The sequence below is a fragment of the Pseudomonas sp. A214 genome (genome assembly GCF_900156295.1).
Lineage (GTDB): Bacteria > Pseudomonadota > Gammaproteobacteria > Pseudomonadales > Pseudomonadaceae > Aquipseudomonas > Aquipseudomonas rhizophila.
The window spans coordinates 5,573,694-5,594,632 of the sequence record NZ_LT707062.1 but is presented as its reverse complement, the minus strand read 5'-3'; the positions used below and the strand labels follow the sequence as shown (position 1 = coordinate 5,594,632).

At 59.7% G+C, this 20,939-nt stretch carries 18 protein-coding genes; all 18 read left to right on the top strand.

Annotated elements, in window-relative coordinates; all coding sequences use genetic code 11:
* Positions 1–140: 140 nt before the first annotated feature.
* The gene (rpsB, locus tag BW979_RS25040) at positions 141–878 is read left to right on the top strand and encodes a 30S ribosomal protein S2 (protein ID WP_003198231.1); all 738 of its coding nucleotides are present in this window, start codon (positions 141–143) and stop codon (positions 876–878) included.
* A 191-nt stretch (positions 879–1,069) separates the two neighbouring features.
* A complete protein-coding gene (gene tsf, locus BW979_RS25035) occupies positions 1,070–1,936 on the top strand; it encodes a translation elongation factor Ts (RefSeq protein WP_047227561.1) in 867 nt (288 codons plus the stop codon).
* Positions 1,937–2,146: 210 nt separating this feature from the next.
* Positions 2,147–2,890: a UMP kinase gene (gene pyrH, locus BW979_RS25030; RefSeq protein WP_024779012.1), complete on the top strand. Its 744-nt coding sequence runs from the start codon at positions 2,147–2,149 to the stop codon at positions 2,888–2,890.
* Positions 2,887–3,444, top strand: a complete 558-nt coding sequence (gene frr, locus BW979_RS25025) for a ribosome recycling factor (protein ID WP_047227562.1) — start codon at positions 2,887–2,889, stop codon at positions 3,442–3,444. Before pyrH ends, frr begins: the two co-directional genes overlap by 4 nt.
* A gap of 13 nt (positions 3,445–3,457) precedes the next feature.
* Positions 3,458–4,213 carry a polyprenyl diphosphate synthase gene (uppS, locus tag BW979_RS25020; protein WP_047227563.1) on the top strand — a complete coding sequence of 252 codons (756 nt, stop codon included), beginning with the start codon at positions 3,458–3,460 and terminating at the stop codon, positions 4,211–4,213.
* On the top strand, positions 4,213–5,019 hold the full coding sequence (locus BW979_RS25015; RefSeq protein WP_047227564.1) for a phosphatidate cytidylyltransferase: 807 nt from the start codon (positions 4,213–4,215) through the stop codon (positions 5,017–5,019). Before uppS ends, BW979_RS25015 begins: the two co-directional genes overlap by 1 nt.
* Positions 5,016–6,206 (top strand): 1-deoxy-D-xylulose-5-phosphate reductoisomerase, encoded by a 1,191-nt coding sequence (gene ispC / locus BW979_RS25010; protein ID WP_076386735.1) that lies wholly within the window; start codon positions 5,016–5,018, stop codon positions 6,204–6,206. Before BW979_RS25015 ends, ispC begins: the two co-directional genes overlap by 4 nt.
* 52 nt (positions 6,207–6,258) lie before the next feature.
* The gene (gene rseP / locus BW979_RS25005; RefSeq protein ID WP_076386185.1) at positions 6,259–7,611 is read left to right on the top strand and encodes an RIP metalloprotease RseP; all 1,353 of its coding nucleotides are present in this window, start codon (positions 6,259–6,261) and stop codon (positions 7,609–7,611) included.
* A 74-nt stretch (positions 7,612–7,685) separates the two neighbouring features.
* Complete coding sequence (gene bamA / locus BW979_RS25000) at positions 7,686–10,061, top strand: outer membrane protein assembly factor BamA (protein ID WP_047227566.1); 2,376 nt, start codon at positions 7,686–7,688, stop codon at positions 10,059–10,061.
* Between the two features lie 45 nt (positions 10,062–10,106).
* Positions 10,107–10,610: an OmpH family outer membrane protein gene (locus tag BW979_RS24995; RefSeq protein WP_047227567.1), complete on the top strand. Its 504-nt coding sequence runs from the start codon at positions 10,107–10,109 to the stop codon at positions 10,608–10,610.
* Between the two features lie 3 nt (positions 10,611–10,613).
* Positions 10,614–11,669: a UDP-3-O-(3-hydroxymyristoyl)glucosamine N-acyltransferase gene (lpxD, locus tag BW979_RS24990; protein ID WP_047227568.1), complete on the top strand. Its 1,056-nt coding sequence runs from the start codon at positions 10,614–10,616 to the stop codon at positions 11,667–11,669.
* A 108-nt stretch (positions 11,670–11,777) separates the two neighbouring features.
* Positions 11,778–12,218, top strand: coding sequence for a 3-hydroxyacyl-ACP dehydratase FabZ (gene fabZ, locus BW979_RS24985; RefSeq protein ID WP_047227569.1), 441 nt, complete (start codon positions 11,778–11,780; stop codon positions 12,216–12,218).
* A complete protein-coding gene (gene lpxA, locus BW979_RS24980; protein WP_047227570.1) occupies positions 12,215–12,991 on the top strand; it encodes an acyl-ACP--UDP-N-acetylglucosamine O-acyltransferase in 777 nt (258 codons plus the stop codon). Before fabZ ends, lpxA begins: the two co-directional genes overlap by 4 nt.
* 2 nt (positions 12,992–12,993) lie before the next feature.
* Entirely contained in the window at positions 12,994–14,124 is a 1,131-nt protein-coding gene (gene lpxB, locus BW979_RS24975) for a lipid-A-disaccharide synthase (RefSeq protein WP_047227571.1), read from the top strand.
* Positions 14,125–14,135: 11 nt separating this feature from the next.
* Entirely contained in the window at positions 14,136–14,780 is a 645-nt protein-coding gene (rnhB, locus tag BW979_RS24970) for a ribonuclease HII (protein ID WP_160891751.1), read from the top strand.
* A gap of 96 nt (positions 14,781–14,876) precedes the next feature.
* Positions 14,877–18,398 carry a DNA polymerase III subunit alpha gene (gene dnaE, locus BW979_RS24965; protein WP_076386183.1) on the top strand — a complete coding sequence of 1,174 codons (3,522 nt, stop codon included), beginning with the start codon at positions 14,877–14,879 and terminating at the stop codon, positions 18,396–18,398.
* A 151-nt stretch (positions 18,399–18,549) separates the two neighbouring features.
* A complete protein-coding gene (locus BW979_RS24960; RefSeq protein WP_047227574.1) occupies positions 18,550–19,497 on the top strand; it encodes an acetyl-CoA carboxylase carboxyltransferase subunit alpha in 948 nt (315 codons plus the stop codon).
* A 131-nt stretch (positions 19,498–19,628) separates the two neighbouring features.
* On the top strand, positions 19,629–20,930 hold the full coding sequence (gene tilS, locus BW979_RS24955) for a tRNA lysidine(34) synthetase TilS (RefSeq protein WP_076386181.1): 1,302 nt from the start codon (positions 19,629–19,631) through the stop codon (positions 20,928–20,930).
* Positions 20,931–20,939 lie beyond the last annotated feature (9 nt).

The window sequence follows — 20,939 nt, the reverse complement described above, 5'->3', positions numbered from 1 at the left end:
CGCCGCTTTCCGGGGATGACCCCGCAAGCTTAAATCCACACACGTGTCGACACGATGACCTGGGTGCCTTCGGCTTATATAGGCCGCTGGTTGGTCATTGGGATACGTGGAGGCCAAACCCGACTTATCAAGGAACTATCATGTCCCAAGTCAACATGCGCGATATGCTGAAGGCCGGTGTGCACTTCGGTCACCAGACCCGTTACTGGAACCCGAAAATGGGTAAGTACATTTTCGGCGCGCGTAACAAGATCCACATCATCAACCTTGAAAAAACCCTGCCGATGTTCAACGAAGCACTGACCTTCGTAGAGCGCCTGGCCCAGGGCAAAAACAAGATTCTGTTCGTCGGCACCAAGCGTTCCGCTGGCAAGATCGTTGCTGAAGAAGCAGCACGTTGCGGTTCGCCGTACGTCGATCACCGCTGGTTGGGCGGCATGCTGACCAACTTCAAGACCATTCGCGCTTCCATCAAGCGTCTGCGTGACCTTGAAGTGCAGTCCGAAGACGGTACTTTCGCCAAGCTGACCAAGAAAGAAGCGCTGATGCGCACTCGTGATCTTGAGAAGCTGGACCGCTCCCTGGGCGGTATCAAGGACATGGGCGGTCTGCCTGACGCACTGTTCGTGATCGACGTTGACCACGAGCGCATCGCGATCACCGAAGCCAACAAGCTGGGTATCCCGGTCATCGGCGTTGTCGATACCAACAGCAGCCCGGAAGGCGTTGACTACATCATCCCAGGCAACGATGACGCCATTCGCGCCATCCAGCTGTACATGGGTTCGATGGCTGACGCTGTTATCCGTGGTCGCAACAATGTTAATGGCGGCACCGAAGTCTTCGCTGAAGAAGCTCCGGCAGCAGCCGCTGAGTAATTGACGCCCTGGCGTTGACTCAGTAAGCAAAAAGGGGGCTTGGCCCCCTTTTTGCCACCTCGAAAACCATTTGTCAGCAGCGCAGCTACAGCATCTGTAACGTGCAGCGGCTAACAAAGGTGGTTCGGGAAGAATTGCACGCCCGTTCAATCGGGTGGAATGGTTGAAAACCTATCCAAGAGGATTTTGAAATGGCAGAGATTACTGCAGCGTTGGTCAAAGAACTGCGCGAGCGTACCGGCGAAGGCATGATGGACTGCAAGAAGGCCTTGACCAAGGCTGGCGGCGACATCGAGAAAGCCATTGATGACATGCGTGCTTCGGGCGCCATCAAGGCTGCCAAGAAAGCCGGCAACGTCGCCGCTGAAGGCGCCATCGCCATCAAGGACGACGGCAAGGTCGCCGTTCTGCTGGAAGTCAACTCCCAGACCGACTTCCTGGCTCTGCAGGATGACTTCAAGGCATTCGTCGCTGCCAGCGTCGAAAAAGCCTTTGCTGACAAACTGACTGATGTCGCTCCGCTGATCGAAGCTCGTGAAGCTGATCGTCTGGTTCTGGTCGGCAAGACCGGCGAGAACGTCAACATCCGTCGTCTGGCTCGCGTTGAAGGTGACGTGGTCGGTACTTACCTGCACGGTAACAAGATCGGTGTTGCAGTTGTCCTCAAGGGCGGTTCTGTCGAACTGGCCAAGGACATCGCCATGCACGTAGCGGCCAGCAACCCTGAGTTCCTGCTGCCATCGCAAGTTTCCGCTGAAGCCATCGAACGCGAAAAAGCCGTGTTCATGAGCCTCAACGAAGACAAGATGAAAGGCAAGCCAGCTGAAATCGTTGAAAAAATGATCGGCGGCCGCATCAGCAAGTTCCTGGCTGAAGCCAGCCTGGTTGAGCAAGCTTTCGTCAAGGACCCGGAAATCACCGTGGGTGCCCTGGCCAAGAAAGGCGGCGCTGAAATCGTTTCCTTCACTCGCTTTGCGGTAGGTGAAGGCATCGAGAAGCCAGTCGACAACTTCGCTGACGAAGTTGCTGCTCAGGTAGCGGCTGCTTCCAAGCAATAAGACGGTTTTTTTAACTGTCGCCCTGAAGAGGCTGCCCGCTTACGCGCGCAGCCTCTTTTTGGATGGGATGCCGATTTTTATTGGTTTCCTGTCGGAACTGGCTTACAAAGCCGTGTTTCGATGGCGCTGTGTCAGCGTCAAGCTAGAGTGAACGCAGGCTGCAAACAGCCTGAAAGAATTTTCGAAAATACGCCGCAGGAGAGATTCGCAATGGCTCAGCAGGGCAGTGGTTATCAGGCTCGCTATAAACGCATTCTACTCAAGCTTAGCGGCGAGGCCCTGATGGGCTCGGAAGAGTTCGGGATCGATCCGAAAGTGCTGGATCGCATGGCGCTGGAAGTCGGCCAGTTGGTCGGAATTGGCGTTCAGGTCGGCCTGGTCATCGGCGGCGGCAACCTGTTCCGCGGCGCAGCGCTGAGCGCGGCCGGCATGGATCGGGTTACGGGCGACCACATGGGCATGCTGGCCACTGTGATGAACGCCCTGGCTATGCGCGATGCGCTGGAGCGTGCCAATATCTCGGCCATCGTAATGTCGGCCATTTCCATGGTCGGCGTGACCGATCACTACGACCGCCGCAAAGCCATGCGCCACCTCAATGCCAAGGAAGTGGTGATTTTTGCCGCCGGCACCGGCAATCCGTTCTTCACCACGGATTCGGCCGCCTGCTTGCGAGCGATCGAGATCGATGCCGATGTCGTGCTCAAGGCAACCAAGGTCGATGGCGTCTATACCGCTGACCCGTTCAAAGATCCGCATGCCGAGAAGTTCGATCATCTGACCTACGATGAAGTACTGGATCGCAAGCTGGGTGTCATGGACCTGACGGCTATCTGTCTGTGCCGCGACCACAAGATGCCGCTGCGCGTCTTTAACATGAACAAGCCCGGCGCCCTGCTGAATATCGTGCATGGCGGCGCCGAAGGAACACTGATCGAGGAAGTACAACAATGATCAACGAAATCAAGAAAGACGCTCAAGAGCGCATGCAGAAATCCGTGGAATCGCTGGCACACAACTTCGGTCGCATTCGTACCGGCCAGGCGCACCCAAGCATTCTCGAAGGCGTGATGGTGCCGTACTACGGCGCTGATACGCCGATCAAGCAAGTGGCCAACATCACCGTCAAGGATGCCCGGACCCTGCAAGTCGTTGCCTTTGAGCGCAACATGCTGGGCGCGGTCGACAAGGCCATCGGCAGTGCCGGCCTGAACCTGAACCCGACCAACCTGGGTGAGTTGCTGCTGATTTCCATGCCTGCCCTGACCGAGGAAACCCGTAAGGGCTTCACCAAGCAGGCCCGTGATGTGGCTGAAGACGCTCGCGTTGCCGTGCGCAACATCCGTCGTGATGCCAACAGCCAGCTCAAGGATCTGGTCAAGGAAAAGGAAATCAGTGAAGACGAAGAGCGTCGCGCCGCTGGCGAGATTGATGATCTGACCAAGAAGTACGTGGCTAAGATCGATGCGGATTTGGCGCAGAAAGAAAAAGACCTGATGGCCGTATAAGGGTCTCGTTTTCATGGAAAAGACCAAACAGGCCGTGCCGTTTGCGATTCCGCGTCACGTGGCGATCATCATGGATGGCAATAATCGCTGGGCCAAGAAGCGCTTTATGCCTGGCGTGGCCGGGCACAAGGCGGGGGTCGATGCAGTTCGCGCGGTCATCGAGGTGTGTGCCGAGGCCGGGGTCGAGGTGCTGACCCTGTTCGCCTTCTCCAGCGAGAACTGGCAGCGTCCGGCCGATGAAGTCAGCGCCTTGATGGATCTGTTCCTCAAGGCTCTGCGGCGTGAGGCCAAGCGCCTCAACGACAACAGCATCAGCCTGCGCATCATTGGTGACCGCTCGCGCTTTCATCCCGAGTTGCAGGCTGCGATGCGCGAAGCCGAGGCCGCCACGGCGGGTGCCAATCGGTTCGTCCTGCAGATTGCCGCCAACTATGGCGGCCAATGGGACATCGCCCAGGCAGCCCAGCGGCTGGCGCGGGAGGTCCAGGCCGGGCATCTGCGGCCGGAAGACATCACGCCTGAGCTGCTGCAGACCTGTCTGGCCACTGGCGACTTGCCGTTGCCGGACCTGTGCATTCGTACCGGTGGCGAGCATCGCATCAGTAACTTCCTGCTCTGGCAGCTGGCTTACGCCGAGCTGTATTTCTCCGACCTGTTCTGGCCGGACTTCAAACACGAAGCCATGCGCACGGCGCTGGCCGATTTCGCTTCCCGTCAGCGTCGCTTCGGTAAAACGAGCGAGCAGATCGAAGCTGGAGCCCGGGTTTAATGCTTAAACAACGAATCATCACCGCTCTGATCCTGTTGCCCATCGCCCTGGGTGGATTTTTCCTGCTTGAAGGTGCCAGTTTCGCGCTGTTCATCGGGTTGGTCGTGACCTTGGGGGCATGGGAGTGGGCGCGCTTGGCGGGCTTCCCGGCGCAGTCTGCGCGGGTGGCCTATGCCGTGGCCGTGGCGGCGATGCTGTTCGTCATGTACCTGGTGCCGGGTATCGCGCCCTGGGTTCTGGGGGCAGCGGTATTGTGGTGGGCCACGGCGACCTTCCTGGTGTTGACCTATCCGCGGACCACGCATCATTGGGCAGGTGCTGCCGCGAAGCTGGTGATTGGCCTGCTTATCCTGCTGCCGGCCTGGCAAGGGCTGATCTGGATCAAGCAAGGCCCGTTGGGCAACTGGCAGATCATGGCTGTGATGGTGTTGGTCTGGGGGGCGGATGTCGGTGCCTATTTCTCCGGACGGGCGTTTGGCAAGCGCAAGCTTGCTCCCAAGGTCAGTCCCGGCAAGAGCTGGGAAGGGGTCTATGGAGGCCTGGCCTTGAGCCTGGTGATCACAGCGGTGGTCGGCGTCGTGCGGGAGTGGAGTGCCGGGCAGTTGCTGATGGGCCTGTTTGGGGCTGCTCTCATCGTATTTGTATCGGTGGTCGGCGACCTGACCGAAAGCATGTTCAAGCGTCAGTCCGGCATCAAGGACAGCAGTAATCTGCTGCCCGGCCATGGTGGCGTGCTGGATCGCATCGACAGCCTGACCGCTGCGATTCCGATCTTTGCCGTGCTGCTATGGATGGCGGCATCGTGAGTCGCCCTCAACAAATTACCGTCCTGGGTGCTACCGGTTCGATCGGCCTGAGTACGCTTGATGTCATCGGCCGTCACCCGGAGCGCTATCAGGTATTTGCCCTCAGTGGTTTTACTCGCTTGAGTGAGCTGCTGGCGCTGTGCATACGCCATACCCCGCGTTTCGCCGTGGTGCCTGAGGCTGGCGTTGCCCGCGCCTTGCAGGACGACTTGCGCGCGGCGGGCTTGCCTACCCGTGTCCTGGTGGGGGAGGAAGGGTTGTGTCAGGTCGCCTCCGATCCTGAAGTCGACGCGGTGATGGCGGCGATTGTCGGCGCGGCGGGTTTGCGTCCAACGCTGGCGGCGGTAGAGGCAGGCAAAAAAATCCTGCTGGCCAATAAAGAAGCACTGGTCATGTCCGGCGCGCTGTTCATGCAGGCCGTGCGCAAAAGCGGTTCGGTGCTGCTGCCCATCGACAGCGAGCACAATGCGATTTTTCAATGCATGCCGCAGGACTTTTCCCGCGGCCTGGGCGCAGTGGGGGTCCGGCGGATTTTACTGACGGCTTCCGGCGGTCCGTTCCGGCAGACTCCGCTGGAAGAGTTGGTGCATGTTTCACCCGAGCAGGCTTGTGCTCACCCGAACTGGTCCATGGGGCGCAAGATTTCCGTGGATTCGGCCAGCATGATGAACAAGGGCCTGGAACTGATCGAGGCCTGCTGGTTGTTCGATGCCAAGCCGTCCCAGGTGGAAGTGGTGATTCACCCGCAGAGCGTGATTCACTCCCTGGTGGATTACATAGACGGTTCGGTGCTGGCTCAATTGGGCAACCCGGATATGCGTACTCCGATCGCCAATGCGCTGGCCTGGCCTGCGCGGATTGATTCGGGCGTGGCGCCGCTGGACCTGTTCGCCATTGCCCGCCTGGATTTCCAGGCGCCTGATGAGCAGCGCTTTCCATGCCTGCGTCTGGCGCGACAAGCGGCTGAGGCAGGCAACAGTGCTCCGGCCATGCTCAATGCTGCCAATGAAGTGGCGGTTGCAGCGTTTCTCGACGGACGTGTCCGTTACCTCGAGATCGCGAGTATCATCGAGGAGGTCTTGAACCTCGAGGCTGTGGTTTCGCTCGATGACCTCGATGCGGTATTCACGGCGGACGCCAGGGCTCGTGAGCTGGCGGGCCAATGGTTGAAGCGCCACGGGCGTTGAGGCTGCGGTACGTTAGCCAGGGTTGTCCTGGGCAGGATTGCGGAGAAAACAGATGAGCGCGCTCTATATGATTGTCGGCACCCTGGTTGCATTGGGGGTGTTGGTCACTTTTCACGAATTCGGTCATTTCTGGGTCGCGCGGCGCTGTGGCGTCAAGGTTCTGCGTTTTTCCGTCGGTTTCGGCATGCCGCTGCTGCGCTGGCATGACAAAAAGGGCACCGAATTCGTTGTGGCAGCCATTCCGCTGGGCGGCTACGTGAAGATGCTCGACGAGCGCGAAGGTGAAGTGCCGGCCGATCAGGTCGACCAATCCTTCAATCGCAAGACCGTCCGTCAGCGTATTGCCATCGTGGCGGCGGGGCCGATAGCCAACTTTTTGCTGGCCATGGTTTTTTTCTGGGCCCTGGCCATGCTGGGCAGCGAGCAGGTGCGTCCGGTCATCGGTGGGGTGGAGGCCGGCAGCGTCGCCGCCCGTGCCGGGCTGGGTGTCGGGCAGGAAATCGTTGCCATCGATGGGGAGCCGACATCGGGCTGGGCGGCGGTCAACCTGCAACTGGTGCGTCGCCTGGGTGAGAGCGGTTCGTTGCAATTGATGGTGCGCGAGCAGGGTTCCACGGTGGATTCGCCTCGCGAACTGATCCTGGACAACTGGCTCAAGGGCGCCGACGAGCCGGATCCGATCCGTTCCCTGGGGATCAAGCCATGGCGTCCGGCCTTGCCGCCGATACTCGCCGAACTCGACCCGAAAGGCCCGGCCCAGGCTGCAGGCCTGAAGACCGGTGATCGGCTGCTGGCGCTCGATGGCCTGCCGGTCAGTGACTGGCAGCAGGTGGTCGATTCGGTTCGTGTACGTCCGGATAGCAAGATAGTGCTGCGCGTCGAGCGCGATGGTGCGCCGATCGACGTCCCGGTAACCCTGGGCGCCCGTGGCGAGAGCAAGGCGCCGACCGGCTATCTGGGTGCCGGCGTCAAGGCTGTCGACTGGCCGCCGGAAATGATCCGCGAGGTCAGTTTCGGCCCTTTGGCGGCGATTGGCGAGGGCGCGCGTCGTACCTGGACCATGAGCATCCTGACCCTCGATTCGCTCAAGAAAATGTTGTTCGGCGAGCTCTCGGTAAAAAACTTGAGTGGACCGATAACCATTGCTAAAGTGGCGGGCGCTTCTGCCCAGTCGGGCGTCGCTGATTTCCTGAATTTCCTTGCTTATCTGAGCATTAGCCTGGGGGTTCTGAATTTGCTGCCCATTCCGGTACTGGATGGGGGGCATTTGTTGTTTTATCTGATCGAGTGGGCGCGTGGTCGTCCCTTGTCGGATAGGGTGCAAGGTTGGGGGATACAGATCGGTATCAGCTTGGTGGTCGGGGTAATGTTGCTTGCCTTGGTCAACGATCTGGGTCGTCTGTAACGCTTCGCTGAATTGCGAATCTGCCGCATTTTGCGGCAGTTTGTTTATTGCCAGTTGGAATAAGAAAGGACTTCATGAAACGTCTGCTGCTAACTGCGGTTCTCACCGTATTGATGATCGCCGAAGTTCACGCCGAGTCCTTCACTATCTCTGATATTCGCGTCAATGGCCTCCAGCGGGTCTCCGCGGGTAGTGTCTTTGGTGCCTTGCCGTTAAACGTCGGCGAGCAGGCGGATGATCGGCGTCTGGTGGAATCCACTCGCGCGCTGTTCAAAACCGGCTTCTTTCAGGATATCCAGCTGGGTCGTGATGGGAATGTACTGGTCATCACGGTAGTTGAGCGTCCATCGGTTGCCAGTATCGAGATCGAAGGCAACAAGGCGATCTCCACTGAAGACCTGATGAAGGGCCTCAAACAGTCCGGCCTGGCCGAAGGCGAGATCTTCCAGCGCGCCACCCTCGAAGGTGTTCGTAACGAGCTGCAACGCCAGTACGTTGCCCAGGGCCGTTACTCGGCCACCGTCGACACCGAAGTGGTGCCGCAGCCGCGCAACCGCGTAGGCCTGAAGGTCAACATCAATGAAGGCACCGTGGCGGCGATCCAGCACATCAACGTGGTGGGCAACACCGTTTTCCCTGATGAAGACCTGATCGACCTGTTCGAACTCAAGACCACCAACTGGCTGTCGTTCTTCAAGAACGACGACAAGTACGCCCGTGAAAAGCTCTCCGGTGACCTGGAACGTCTGCGTTCCTACTACCTGGACCGCGGCTATATCAACATGGACATCGCTTCGACCCAGGTGTCCATCACCCCGGACAAGAAGCACGTCTACATCACCGTCAACGTCAACGAAGGCGACAAGTACACCGTTCGTGACGTCAAGCTCAGCGGCGACCTGAAGGTGCCTGAAGACCAGGTCACCTCTCTGCTGCTGGTGCAGAAGGGCCAGGTGTTCTCGCGCAAGCTGATGACCACCACTTCCGAGCTGATCACCCGTCGTCTGGGCAACGAGGGCTACACCTTCGCCAACGTCAACGGCGTGCCGCAACCGCACGATGAAGACCATACCGTCGACATCACCTTCGCCGTGGATCCGGGCAAGCGTGCCTACGTCAACCGCATCAACTTCCGTGGCAACACCAAGTCCGAAGATGAGGTGCTGCGCCGTGAAATGCGCCAGATGGAAGGTGGCTGGGCGTCGACCTACCTGATCGACCAGTCCAAGACCCGTCTGGAGCGCCTGGGCTTCTTCAAGGAAGTCAACGTCGAGACGCCGGCAGTACCGGGCGTCGATGACCAGGTCGATGTGAACTACAGCGTTGAAGAGCAGGCGTCCGGCTCGATCACCGCCAGCGTCGGTTTCGCCCAGAGCGCCGGCCTGATCCTCGGTGGTTCGATCACCCAGAACAACTTCCTGGGTACCGGTAACCGGGTCAGCGTTGGCTTGACCCGCAGCGAATACCAGACCCGCTACAACTTCGGTTTTGTCGACCCCTACTGGACTGCAGACGGTGTGAGCCTGGGCTACAACGCCTTCTACCGCACCACTGACTATGACGAGCTCGACTCCGACATCTCCAGCTATGCCGTGGACAGCCTGGGTGCAGGCGTCAACGTGGGTTATCCAATCAGCGAGACTTCGCGTCTGACGTTCGGTCTCACCGCCCAGCAGGACGAGATCAGCACCGGGCGTTATACCGTTGACGAGATTTTTGACTTCGTTGAAAAGGAAGGCGACAAGTACCTGAACTTCAAGGCGTCTGTCGGTTGGTCCGAATCGACCCTGAACAAAGGTGTGCTGGCGACCCGTGGTCGTTCCCAGAGCCTGGTATTGGAAACTACCACCCCTGGCAGCGACCTCTCGTTCTTCAAGCTCGACTATCGTGGCCAACTGTTCCAGCCGCTGTCTGATAATTACACCATGCGCCTGCACACTGAGCTGGGTTATGGCGACGGTTATGGTTCCACCGACGGCTTGCCGTTCTACGAGAACTACTATGCCGGCGGTTTCAACTCGGTCCGTGGCTTCAAGGACAGCACTCTTGGTCCGCGCAGTACGCCGAGCCGGGGCACCAACCCGGGAACCATACGTGATCCGGACCAGGATCCGCTGCCGTTCGGTGGTAATGTCCTGATCCAGGGCGGTGTCGAGCTGTTGTTCCCGATGCCGTTCGTCAAGGATCAGCGCTCCTTGCGTACCTCGGTATTCTGGGATGTGGGTAACGTATTCGACTCTTCGTGCGAGGACACCACCAACGCCGACGGCACCAGGTCCAATACCAAGTGCAACGACATCAGCCTGAGCAACATGGCAAGTTCCGTGGGCGTGGGTGTGACCTGGGTCACCGCGCTCGGTCCTTTGAGCTTCGCCCTGGCGATGCCGATCAAGAAACCGGATGACGCTGAAACCCAAGTGTTCCAATTCTCCCTCGGCCAGACGTTTTAAGCGTCTGACCCAAGATAACGACAATGGATTTTGTAGGAGTACATCGTGCGTAAGTTGACTCAATTGGTTCTCCTGGCGACCTTGATGGTCGCAGGTCCGGCTTTTGCCGACATGAAGATTGCCGTACTGAACTATCAGATGGCCCTGCTGGAATCCGACGCGGCGAAGAAATACGCCGTGGATGCCGAGAAGAAGTTCGGCCCGCAGCTGACCAAGCTCAAGAGCCTGGAGAGCAGCGCCAAGGGTATCCAGGATCGTCTGGTTTCCGGTGGCGACAAAATGGCCCAGGGCGAGCGTGAGCGTCTGGAGCTTGAGTTCAAGCAAAAGGCCCGTGACTTCCAGTTCCAGTCCAAGGAGCTGAACGAAGCGAAAGCCGTTGCCGACCGCGAGATGCTCAAGCAGCTCAAGCCAAAGCTCGATCGGGCGGTGGAAGAAGTCATCAAGAAAGGTGGTTTTGACCTGGTGTTCGAGCGTGGTGCAGTGATTGACGTCAAACCCCAGTACGACATCACGCGCCAGGTTATCGAGCGCATGAATCAGCTGAAGTAATCCATGACAGCGACTATCAAGCTCGGCCAACTGGCTGAGTTCCTCGGCGCCACCCTGCGTGGCGACCCGGAGAAGGTCATCACTGGGCTAGCCACTTTGCAAGAGGCTGGCCCAGCTCAGTTGAGCTTCCTGGCAAATCCTCAATATCGCAAATACCTGGCCGACAGCCGGGCCGCAGCGCTGTTGCTCAAGCCTGCCGATGCTGACGGGTTCGCGGGCGATGCGCTGATCGTACCGGATCCCTACCTGGCGTATGCGCGGATTTCCCACCTGTTCGACCCCAAGCCCAAGTCGGCCCCCGGCATTCATCCCAGCGCGGTCATCGCGGCGGATGCGGTGGTTGATCCCACGGCCAGCATCGGTCCTTTTGTCGTCATTGAAAGCGCCGCCCGGGTCGGCCCGGGCGTCACGCTGGGCGCCCATTGCTTCATCGGTGCGCGCTGCGAGATCGGTGAGGGTGGCTGGCTTGCTCCCCGGGTCACGTTGTATCACGACGTGCGTATCGGAAAGCGGGTGGTGATCCAGTCGGGTGCGGTACTGGGCGGTGAAGGTTTCGGTTTTGCCAAGGAGAAGGGGATCTGGCAAAAGATCGCCCAGATCGGCGGCGTGACCATCGGTGATGACGTGGAAATCGGTGTCAACACCGCGATCGACCGGGGTGCCCTGTCTGATACGGTCATCGGCAATGGCGTCAAGCTCGACAACCAGATTCAGATCGCCCACAACGTCCAGGTCGGTGATCACACCGCCATGGCCGCCTGCGTAGGCATTTCCGGCAGCACCCGGATCGGCAAGCATTGCATGCTCGCCGGTGGCGTGGGGCTGGTGGGGCACATTGATATTTGTGACAACGTATTCCTCACCGGAATGACCATGGTGACCCATTCGATCACCGAGCCGGGTGCTTATTCTTCCGGCACGGCGATGCAACCGGCGGCCGAATGGCGCAAGAGCGCGGCCCGAATCCGCCAGCTCGATGACATCGCGCGGCGTTTGCGTCAGTTGGAAAAGCGTGTAGGGGACGTGACCCCTGACGGTAATGCTTCATCAGATGGCTGATACCATTTCCATATCAAGTGTGCACAGCCGCTAGACTGCCTCCTTGATTTGCTAGAGGGGCGCGCGTCGATCGTGCGCTTCCAATCTTTACATAGGCTTCCCCCCGAAATGATGGACATCAACGAGATTCGCGAATACCTGCCTCACCGTTACCCGTTCCTGCTGGTGGACCGGGTGGTGGAACTTGACGTTGAAGGCAAGCGGATTCGCGCCTACAAGAATGTCAGCATCAACGAACCGTTCTTCAATGGTCACTTTCCCGCGCATCCAATCATGCCCGGCGTGCTGATCATCGAGGCAATGGCTCAGGCTGCCGGGATCCTTGGTTTCAAAATGCTCGACGTGAAGCCTGCCGACGGCACGCTTTACTACTTCGTGGGCTCCGACAAGCTGCGTTTTCGCCAGCCGGTCACCCCGGGCGATCAGCTGATCCTCGAAGCCACATTCATCAGTTGCAAGCGCCAGATCTGGAAGTTCGAATGCCAGGCTTCGGTCGACGGCAAGCCAGTCTGCTCCGCTGAAATCATCTGTGCGGAACGCAAACTATGAGTTTGATTGACCCTCGCGCAATCATCGATCCGGCGGCAGTCCTGGCCGCCGATGTCGAGGTCGGCCCATGGTCGATCATCGGCCCAGGTGTGGAAATCGGCGAGGGTACGGTGATCGGGCCCCATGTAGTTCTCAAGGGTCCGACCCGGATCGGTCGGCACAACCGCATCTACCAGTTTTCTTCGGTAGGCGAGGACACGCCCGATCTCAAGTACAAAGGTGAAGAAACCCGGCTGGTCATTGGCGATCACAACGTGATCCGCGAAGGCGTGACGATTCACCGTGGCACCGTTCAGGATCGTTCCGAAACGACTCTGGGCAACCATAACCTGATCATGGCCTACGCCCATATCGGTCATGACAGCGTCATTGGCAACCATTGCATCCTGGTCAACAACACCGCGTTGGCTGGCCACGTGCATGTGGACGACTGGGCGATCCTGTCCGGTTTCACCTTGGTCCATCAATATTGTCATATCGGCGCCCACAGCTTCTCGGGCATGGGCACCGCCATCGGCAAGGACGTACCGGCCTATGTCACTGTGTTCGGTAACCCGGCCGAAGCCCGCAGTATGAATTTCGAAGGCATGCGCCGTCGTGGTTTCAGCGAAGAGGCGATCACGGCATTGCGGCGCGCCTACAAGGTTGTGTACCGCCAGGGGTTGACCGTCGAACAGGCCCTTGTCGAGCTGGCCGAGGCTTCGGCGCAGTTCCCGGAAGTTGCGATATTCCGTGACTCCATCCAGTCCTCGACTCGCGGCATCACTCGCTAACCATGGCTAACTTGCGTATAGCACTGGTGGCGGGAGAGGCTTCCGGTGACATTCTGGGTGCCGGTCTGATGCGCGCGCTCAAGGCGCAGCACCCAGCAGTGGAGTTCATCGGTGTCGGTGGCCCCTTGATGCAGGCCGAAGGGCTGGCGTCATATTTCCCCATGGAACGCCTGTCGGTGATGGGGCTGGTTGAGGTGCTCGGACGTCTGCGCGAACTGCTGGCTCGCCGCAAGAAGCTGATCGCGACCCTGATCGACGAAAGACCGGATGTGTTCATCGGCATCGATGCGCCGGATTTCACTCTCAATATCGAACTCAAGTTGCGTCAGGCCGGTATCAAGACGGTGCACTACGTCAGCCCCTCGGTCTGGGCCTGGCGGCAGAAGCGCGTGTTGAAAATCCGCGAAGGCTGCGACCTGATGCTCACGCTGCTGCCGTTCGAAGCCCGATTCTACGAAGAGAAGGGCGTGCCGGTACGGTTTGTCGGCCATACCCTGGCCGATACCATTCCCCTGCAAGCGGATCGTGACGCGGCGCGTCAGACGTTGGGCCTGCCCGACGGCCCGCTGGTGGCCTTGATGCCCGGTAGCCGTGGCGGCGAGGTCAGTCGCCTGGGAGGCTTGTTCTTCGACGCCGCCGAGCGTCTGCGAGCGATGCGTCCCGGCGTGCGTTTTGTTCTGCCCTGTGCCAGCCCGCAGCGACGGGCTCAGCTTGAAGCGCTGCTGGCCGGGCGCGATCTGCCTGTCACATTGCTCGATGGCCGCTCTCATCTCGCACTGGCTGCGTGTGACGCCGTGTTGATTGCGTCTGGCACTGCTACCCTTGAGGCGTTGCTGTACAAACGCCCGATGGTGGTCGCCTATCGTCTGGCGCCGTTGACGTTCTGGATCCTCAAACGCATGGTCAAGAGCCCCTACATCTCCTTGCCCAATCTGTTGGCCCAGCGCTTGCTGGTGCCTGAATTGCTGCAGGACGAGGCAACCGCCGATGCGCTGGCCCGTACGCTGTCGCCCTTGATCGACGGTGGCCAGGAGCAGACCCGGGGCTTTGATGACATTCACCGTACCTTGCGCCGCGATGCCTCCAACCAGGCCGCCGACGCAGTATTGACCCTGATCGGCGCCAAACCATGAGTAACGTGAAATTGCAGATGGGCCTGGACTTCAATCTGGTGGCTGAAGTTGAAGAACTGGTGGCCGGTGTTGATGAGGTCGGTCGTGGTCCGTTGTGCGGCGCAGTGGTGACGGCAGCGGTGATTCTCGATCCAAACCGGCCCATTCTGGGCCTCAACGACTCCAAGAAGCTCACCGAAGCCCGTCGCGAAAAGCTCTACGACGAAATCTGCGAGAAAGCCCTGAGCTGGTGCATTGCCCGGGCTGAAGTGGAGGAGATCGACGAGCTGAATATCCTGCACGCCACCATGCTTGCGATGCAGCGTGCCGTGGAAGGCCTGCACATCACCCCGAAACTGGCGATGATCGATGGCAATCGGTGCCCGAAGCTGTCTATGCGCGCCGAAGCAGTCGTTCAGGGGGACGGCAAGGTGCCGGCCATTGCGGCGGCATCGATTCTGGCCAAGGTCAGCCGTGATCGGGAAATGAGCGCCTTTGAATTGATTTACCCGGGCTACGGCATCGGCGGCCACAAGGGCTACCCGACACCCGTTCATCTGGAAGCGCTGGCGCGCCTTGGGCCAACGCCGATCCATCGGCGCTCGTTCGCGCCGGTGCGGCTGGCTTATGAAGCCCGTGAGGGTTTGATCGTAAGTCATCAGACTGCGGTCTCTTGATGCAGGCTTTTGTGGCAAGGCAATCATGCTGATGTTTTACCCAAGGCTCGGTACAATCCGGGCCTTGTTGTTTTCATGACTTAACGCAGGATCACTATGCCGGCTTCATTCGTTCATCTACGCCTGCACACTGAGTACTCCCTGGTCGATGGCCTGGTGCGGATCAAGCCACTGGTCAAGACCCTGGTGGGCATGAACATGCCTGCTGTGGCGGTCACCGACCAGAACAACATGTGTTCGCTGGTCAAGTTCTACAAAAATGCAATGGGCGCCGGGATCAAGCCGATCTGCGGGGCCGACCTGTGGCTGTCGAACAAAGACCCGGACGCGCCGCTGAGCCGCATCAGCCTGCTGGTGATGAACGCCGTGGGTTACCGCAACCTCACCGAGTTGATCTCCCGCGGTTTTATCGATGGCCAGCGCAACGGCTCGATCATCATCGAGCGCGAATGGGTAGCTGAGGCCAATGAAGGTTTGATCATGCTGTCGGCGGCCAAGGAAGGTGAAATCGGCCTGGCCCTGCTCAGTGGCAATCCAGAAGAAGCCGAAGTACTGGCCCGCGATTGGATGGCGGTGTTCCCGGACCGCTTCTACATTGAAGTGCAACGCACCAATCGCCCCAACGACGAAGAACACCTGCATGCCGCCGTGGCCCTGGCCGACCGGATCGGCGCGCCGCTGGTGGCGACCAACGACGTGCGCTTCATCAAGCAGGAAGATTTCGAGGCCCACGAAACCCGCGTCTGCATCGGTGAAGGCCGGGCGCTCGATGATCCGCGTCGTCCGAAAAACTACAGCGATCAGCAGTACCTCAAAAGCGCCGAGGAAATGGCCGAGTTGTTCAGCGACCTGCCCGAGGCGCTGGAAAACACGGTCGAGATTGCCAAGCGCTGCAACATCGAAGTGAAGCTGGGCAAGCACTTCCTGCCCAACTTCCCGATCCCCGATGGCATGACCATCGACGAGTATTTCCGCAAGGTGTCCTTCGATGGCCTGGATGAGCGCCTCAGCGTTCTCTTGCCCAAGGACACCACCGAAGATTACGAGGCCAAGCGCCAGGTCTATGTCGACCGGTTGAATTTCGAGCTGGATATCATCATCCAGATGGGCTTCCCCGGTTACTTCCTGATCGTGATGGACTTTATCCAGTGGGCCAAGAGCAACGGCGTGCCGGTGGGGCCAGGCCGGGGGTCGGGTGCAGGCTCTCTGGTGGCTTACGTGCAGAAGATCACCGACCTCGACCCGCTGGAATATGACCTGCTGTTCGAACGTTTCCTCAACCCGGAACGGGTGTCCATGCCCGACTTCGACGTCGACTTCTGCATGGACGGTCGCGACCGGGTGATTGATTACGTGGCCGAGAAATACGGCCGCAACGCGGTGAGCCAGATCATCACCTTCGGTTCCATGGCCGCCAAGGCTGTGGTGCGTGACGTGGCGCGGGTGCAGGGCAAGTCCTATGGTTTGGCGGATCGTCTGTCGAAGATGATCCCGTTCGAAGTCGGCATGACCCTGGAAAAAGCCTACGAGCAGGAAGAAATCCTGCGGGACTTCATCAAGGTCGATGAAGAAGCCGCGGAAATCTGGGAGATGGCCCGCAAGCTTGAAGGCGTGGTGCGTAACGTCGGCAAGCACGCCGGGGGCGTGGTGATCGCGCCGACCAAGCTGACTGACTTCTCGCCGATCTATTGCGATGAAGAGGGCGACGGCCTGGTGACCCAGTTCGACAAGGATGACGTCGAGGCGGCGGGCCTGGTGAAGTTCGACTTCCTTGGCCTGCGGACCCTGACGATCATCGACTGGGCGCTGAAAACCATCAACCGTGACCGGGCCAAGGTCGGCGAAGAGCCGCTGGACATCGCCTTCATCCCGCTGGATGACAAGCCGACCTACAGCCTGCTGCAAAAAGCCGAAACCACGGCAGTGTTCCAGCTTGAATCCCGGGGTATGAAGGAGCTGATCAAAAAGCTCAAGCCCGACTGCCTCGAAGACCTGATCGCACTGGTGGCCCTGTTCCGTCCGGGCCCGCTGCAATCGGGCATGGTGGATGACTTTATCAACCGTAAGCACGGGCGCGCCGAGCTGGCGTACCCGCACCCGGATTATCAGTACGACGGCCTCAAGCCGGTCCTGGCACCGACCTACGGCATCATCCTGTACCAGGAACAGGTGATGCAGATTGCCCAGGTAATGGCCGGTTACACCCTCGGCGGCGCGGACATGCTGCGTCGGGCGATGGGTAAGAAAAAGCCCGAGGAAATGGCCAAGCAGCGCGGCGGTTTCATTGAGGGTTGTGCGAACAACGGCATTGATGCGGACCTGGCCGGTAACATCTTCGACCTGGTGGAAAAATTCGCCGGTTACGGCTTCAACAAATCCCACTCGGCCGCCTATGGTCTGGTGTCGTACCAGACCGCGTGGCTGAAGGCCCACTACCCGGCGCCATTCATGGCCGCGGTACTGTCGGCGGATATGCACAACACCGACAAGGTCGTGACCTTGATCGAAGAAGTGCGGACCATGAAGTTGCGCCTCGACGCGCCGGACGTGAACGCTTCGGAGTTCAAGTTCACGGTGAACGACGAAGGCCGCATCATTTATGGACTGGGGGCGATCAAGGGCGTGGGTGAAGGACCGGTGGAAGCCATCACCGAAGCCCGTCAGGACGGACCGTTCAAGGACCTGTTCGATTTTTGCGCCCGGGTCGATCTCAAACGCATCAACAAACGTACCCTCGACGGTTTGATCCGCAGCGGTGCATTGGACCGTCTGGGCCCGTACTTCCAGGATGAACCCAAGGCCTACCAGGCCAATATCGACCGCAACCGCGCGGTGCTGCTGGCGGCCATGGAAGAAGCGATCAAGGCCGCCGAGCAAACCGCCCGGACCCATGACAGTGGTCACGCCGACCTGTTTGGCGGGTTGTTTGTCGAGGAAGATGCCGATGTCTACGGCAATCACCGCAAGGCCAAGGAGCTGACGCTCAAGGAGCGTCTCAAGGGTGAGAAAGACACCTTGGGCCTGTACCTCACGGGTCACCCGATCGACGAGTACGAAGGCGAGATCCGCCGGTTCGCCCGCCAGCGCATCATTGATCTGAAGCCGGCGCGTGACACGCAGACCGTCGCCGGTATGATCATCGCCCTGCGGGTAATGAAAAACAAAAAGGGCGACAAGATGGGCTTCATCACCCTCGACGACCGCTCCGGGCGCATCGAGGCGTCGTTGTTTGCCGATGCGTTCCATTCGGCCCAGTCGCTGTTGCAGACTGACGCGATGGTTGTGGTGGAAGGCGAAGTCAGCAACGACGATTTTTCCGGTGGCCTGCGGCTGCGGGTCAAACGGGTGATGAGCATGGAAGATGCCCGGACCAACCTGGCCGAGAGCCTGCGCCTGAAATTGCAGACCCAGGATCTCAAGGGCGATCAGCTACGCTGGCTGGGGGAGTTGTTCAAGCGCCATCGCGGTGCTTGCCCGATTACCATGGAGTACGTGCGCCCCGACGCCAAGGCTGTGCTGCAGTTCGGCGAAGGCTGGCGGATCGATCCGGCGGATGCGTTGATTCAAGCCTTGCGTGACCAGTTCGGCAAAGACAACGTCTTCCTCCAATACCGTTGACGGCCAGGTGCCACTCCTGAACCTTGGAGCGGCCCTGATCTCGACCCGAATTTTTAATCTCGACCTGAACGCGCCTCTCCCTTAAGGTAGGGCGCGAATAGACAACCGGCCGGCCCAAGCTCTCTTGGACGTCGACCCAAGACGGACGCCTATGAACCCGAATTTTCTAGATTTCGAACAGCCGATCGCCGACCTGCAAGCCAAGATCGAAGAGTTGCGCTTGGTCGGTAATGACAATTCGCTGAATATCGGCGATGAAATCTCTCGTCTGCAGGACAAAAGCCGCACGCTGACCGAAGACATCTTTGGCAAGCTGACCAGCTGGCAGATCGCCCGCCTGGCGCGTCATCCGCGTCGTCCCTACACCCTGGACTATATCGAGCACATCTTCACTGAGTTCGATGAGCTGCACGGCGATCGGCATTTCTCCGACGACGCCGCGATCGTGGGTGGCGTCGCCCGTCTGGACGACCAGCCAGTGATGGTCATCGGCCATCAGAAAGGCCGCGAAGTCCGCGAAAAGGTGCGCCGCAACTTCGGCATGCCGCGTCCGGAAGGCTATCGCAAGGCCTGCCGCCTGATGGAAATGGCCGAGCGCTTCAAGATGCCGATCCTGACCTTCATCGACACGCCGGGCGCTTATCCGGGCATCGACGCCGAAGAGCGCAACCAGAGCGAAGCGATCGCCTGGAACCTGCGCGTAATGGCGCGACTGAAAACCCCGATCATCGCCACCGTGATCGGCGAAGGTGGTTCCGGCGGTGCGCTGGCCATTGGTGTCTGCGATCAGCTGAACATGCTGCAATACTCCACCTACGCGGTGATCTCGCCGGAAGGCTGCGCCTCGATCCTGTGGAAAACCGCCGAGAAGGCGCCGGATGCCGCCGAAGCCATGGGCATCACCGCTGAGCGTCTCAAAGGCCTGGGTATCGTGGATAAAGTGATCAGCGAGCCTGTAGGCGGCGCTCATCGTGATCCGGCCGCGGCTGCGGCGCTGATTCGTGCCGAGCTGAGTTCGCAACTGTCGATGCTCAAGAAGTTCGACAACGAGGCGCTGCTGGCCCGTCGCTATGAGCGGCTGATGAGCTACGGTCTCTGATCCGACCGCAATGCCCATGTGGGAGCGAGCCTGCTCGCGATACGGTTTAACATTCAACAAATGAGTTGACTGATATACCGCCATCGCGAGCAGGCTCGCTCCCACAGTTGTTTGTGCCAAGGCTGACTCCTATGAACCCAAGCGCGGATCTGCCAACCCGGCTCCTCACACAGCTATCCCCCTGGCGCAACGCCGTCACCTGGCGCATCGCCTTCTCCGGTGGCCTCGATTCCACCGTCCTGCTGCACCTGCTCGCGTCTCTCTCCAAAAATGAAGCCCTGCCACCGTTACGTGCTGTCCACGTCCATCATGGCCTTCAGGCTGTGGCCGATGCATGGCCGGACCATTGTCGCTCGGTCTGCAAGGCCCTTGGGGTGCCGCTGGAAGTAGTGAACGTGCAAGTCCCGGCCGGTGCCAGCGTCGAGCGTGCCGCCCGGGAGGCGCGCTATGCTGCCTTCGTGGCGCTGCTCCACAGCAATGAAGTGCTACTCACCGGTCAACATCGCGACGATCAGGCTGAAACCCTGTTGTTTCGTTTGTTGCGTGGGGCAGGGGTGAGGGGCTTGTCGGCGATGCCTCGGCAGCGTCCTCTGGGCCAGGGGTACTTGCTGCGACCCTTGCTCGATGTGTCTCGGGCAGAGCTTCAAGCCTACGCGACGCAACAGGGCTTGAACTGGATCGAAGACCCTTCCAACGACGATCACCGGTACGCGCGCAATTTCCTGCGCCAGCGAATTTTCCCGGTATTGACCGAGCAGTGGCCCCAAGCCTCGACGACCTTCGCCCGCAGCGCTGCGCACCTGAGTGAGGCGCAAGGCTTGCTGGATGACCTGGCGCGAATCGATCTGGATCGAGCCATCACGCCCTGCGCGTTCGACTGGCTTGGGTTGCGGTCGCTTGAGTTGGCCCCGTTGCGAGCCTTGTCGCCGGCCCGTCAGCGTAATGCGTTGAGTCATTGGCTGGTTTCAATGACAACGCTGCCCGACAGTGATCATTGGTCTGGCTGGGACTCGTTGCGCGATGCAGCGGACGATGCCCGGCCGATCTGGCGGCTGGCCGGTGGCGAACTGCACCGCACCGGCGGACGCGTCTGGTGGTTATCCGACCGCTGGCTGCGACCGGCCGCAGGCCCCGTAGAATGGACGCTGACTGCTCAAGCATTGACCCTGCCAGACAACGGCACGGTGACCCTCGACGGTAAAATGCCCGACGGACCGCTCTGCGTCCGCTATCGTCAGGGAGGTGAAGCCATGATGTTGCCCGGCCGTGGTCACCGGGACCTCAAGCGTTTGCTCAACGAAAGAGGCGTGCCGGCGTTTGCGCGCGGTCGATTGCCACTGCTGTATCGGGACGAGCAATTGCTGGCGGTGGCGAACCTGCCAGGACTCGACAGCGGCATTGATGGCAACTGGCAACTGATCTGGCAGCCATGAAACCAAGAT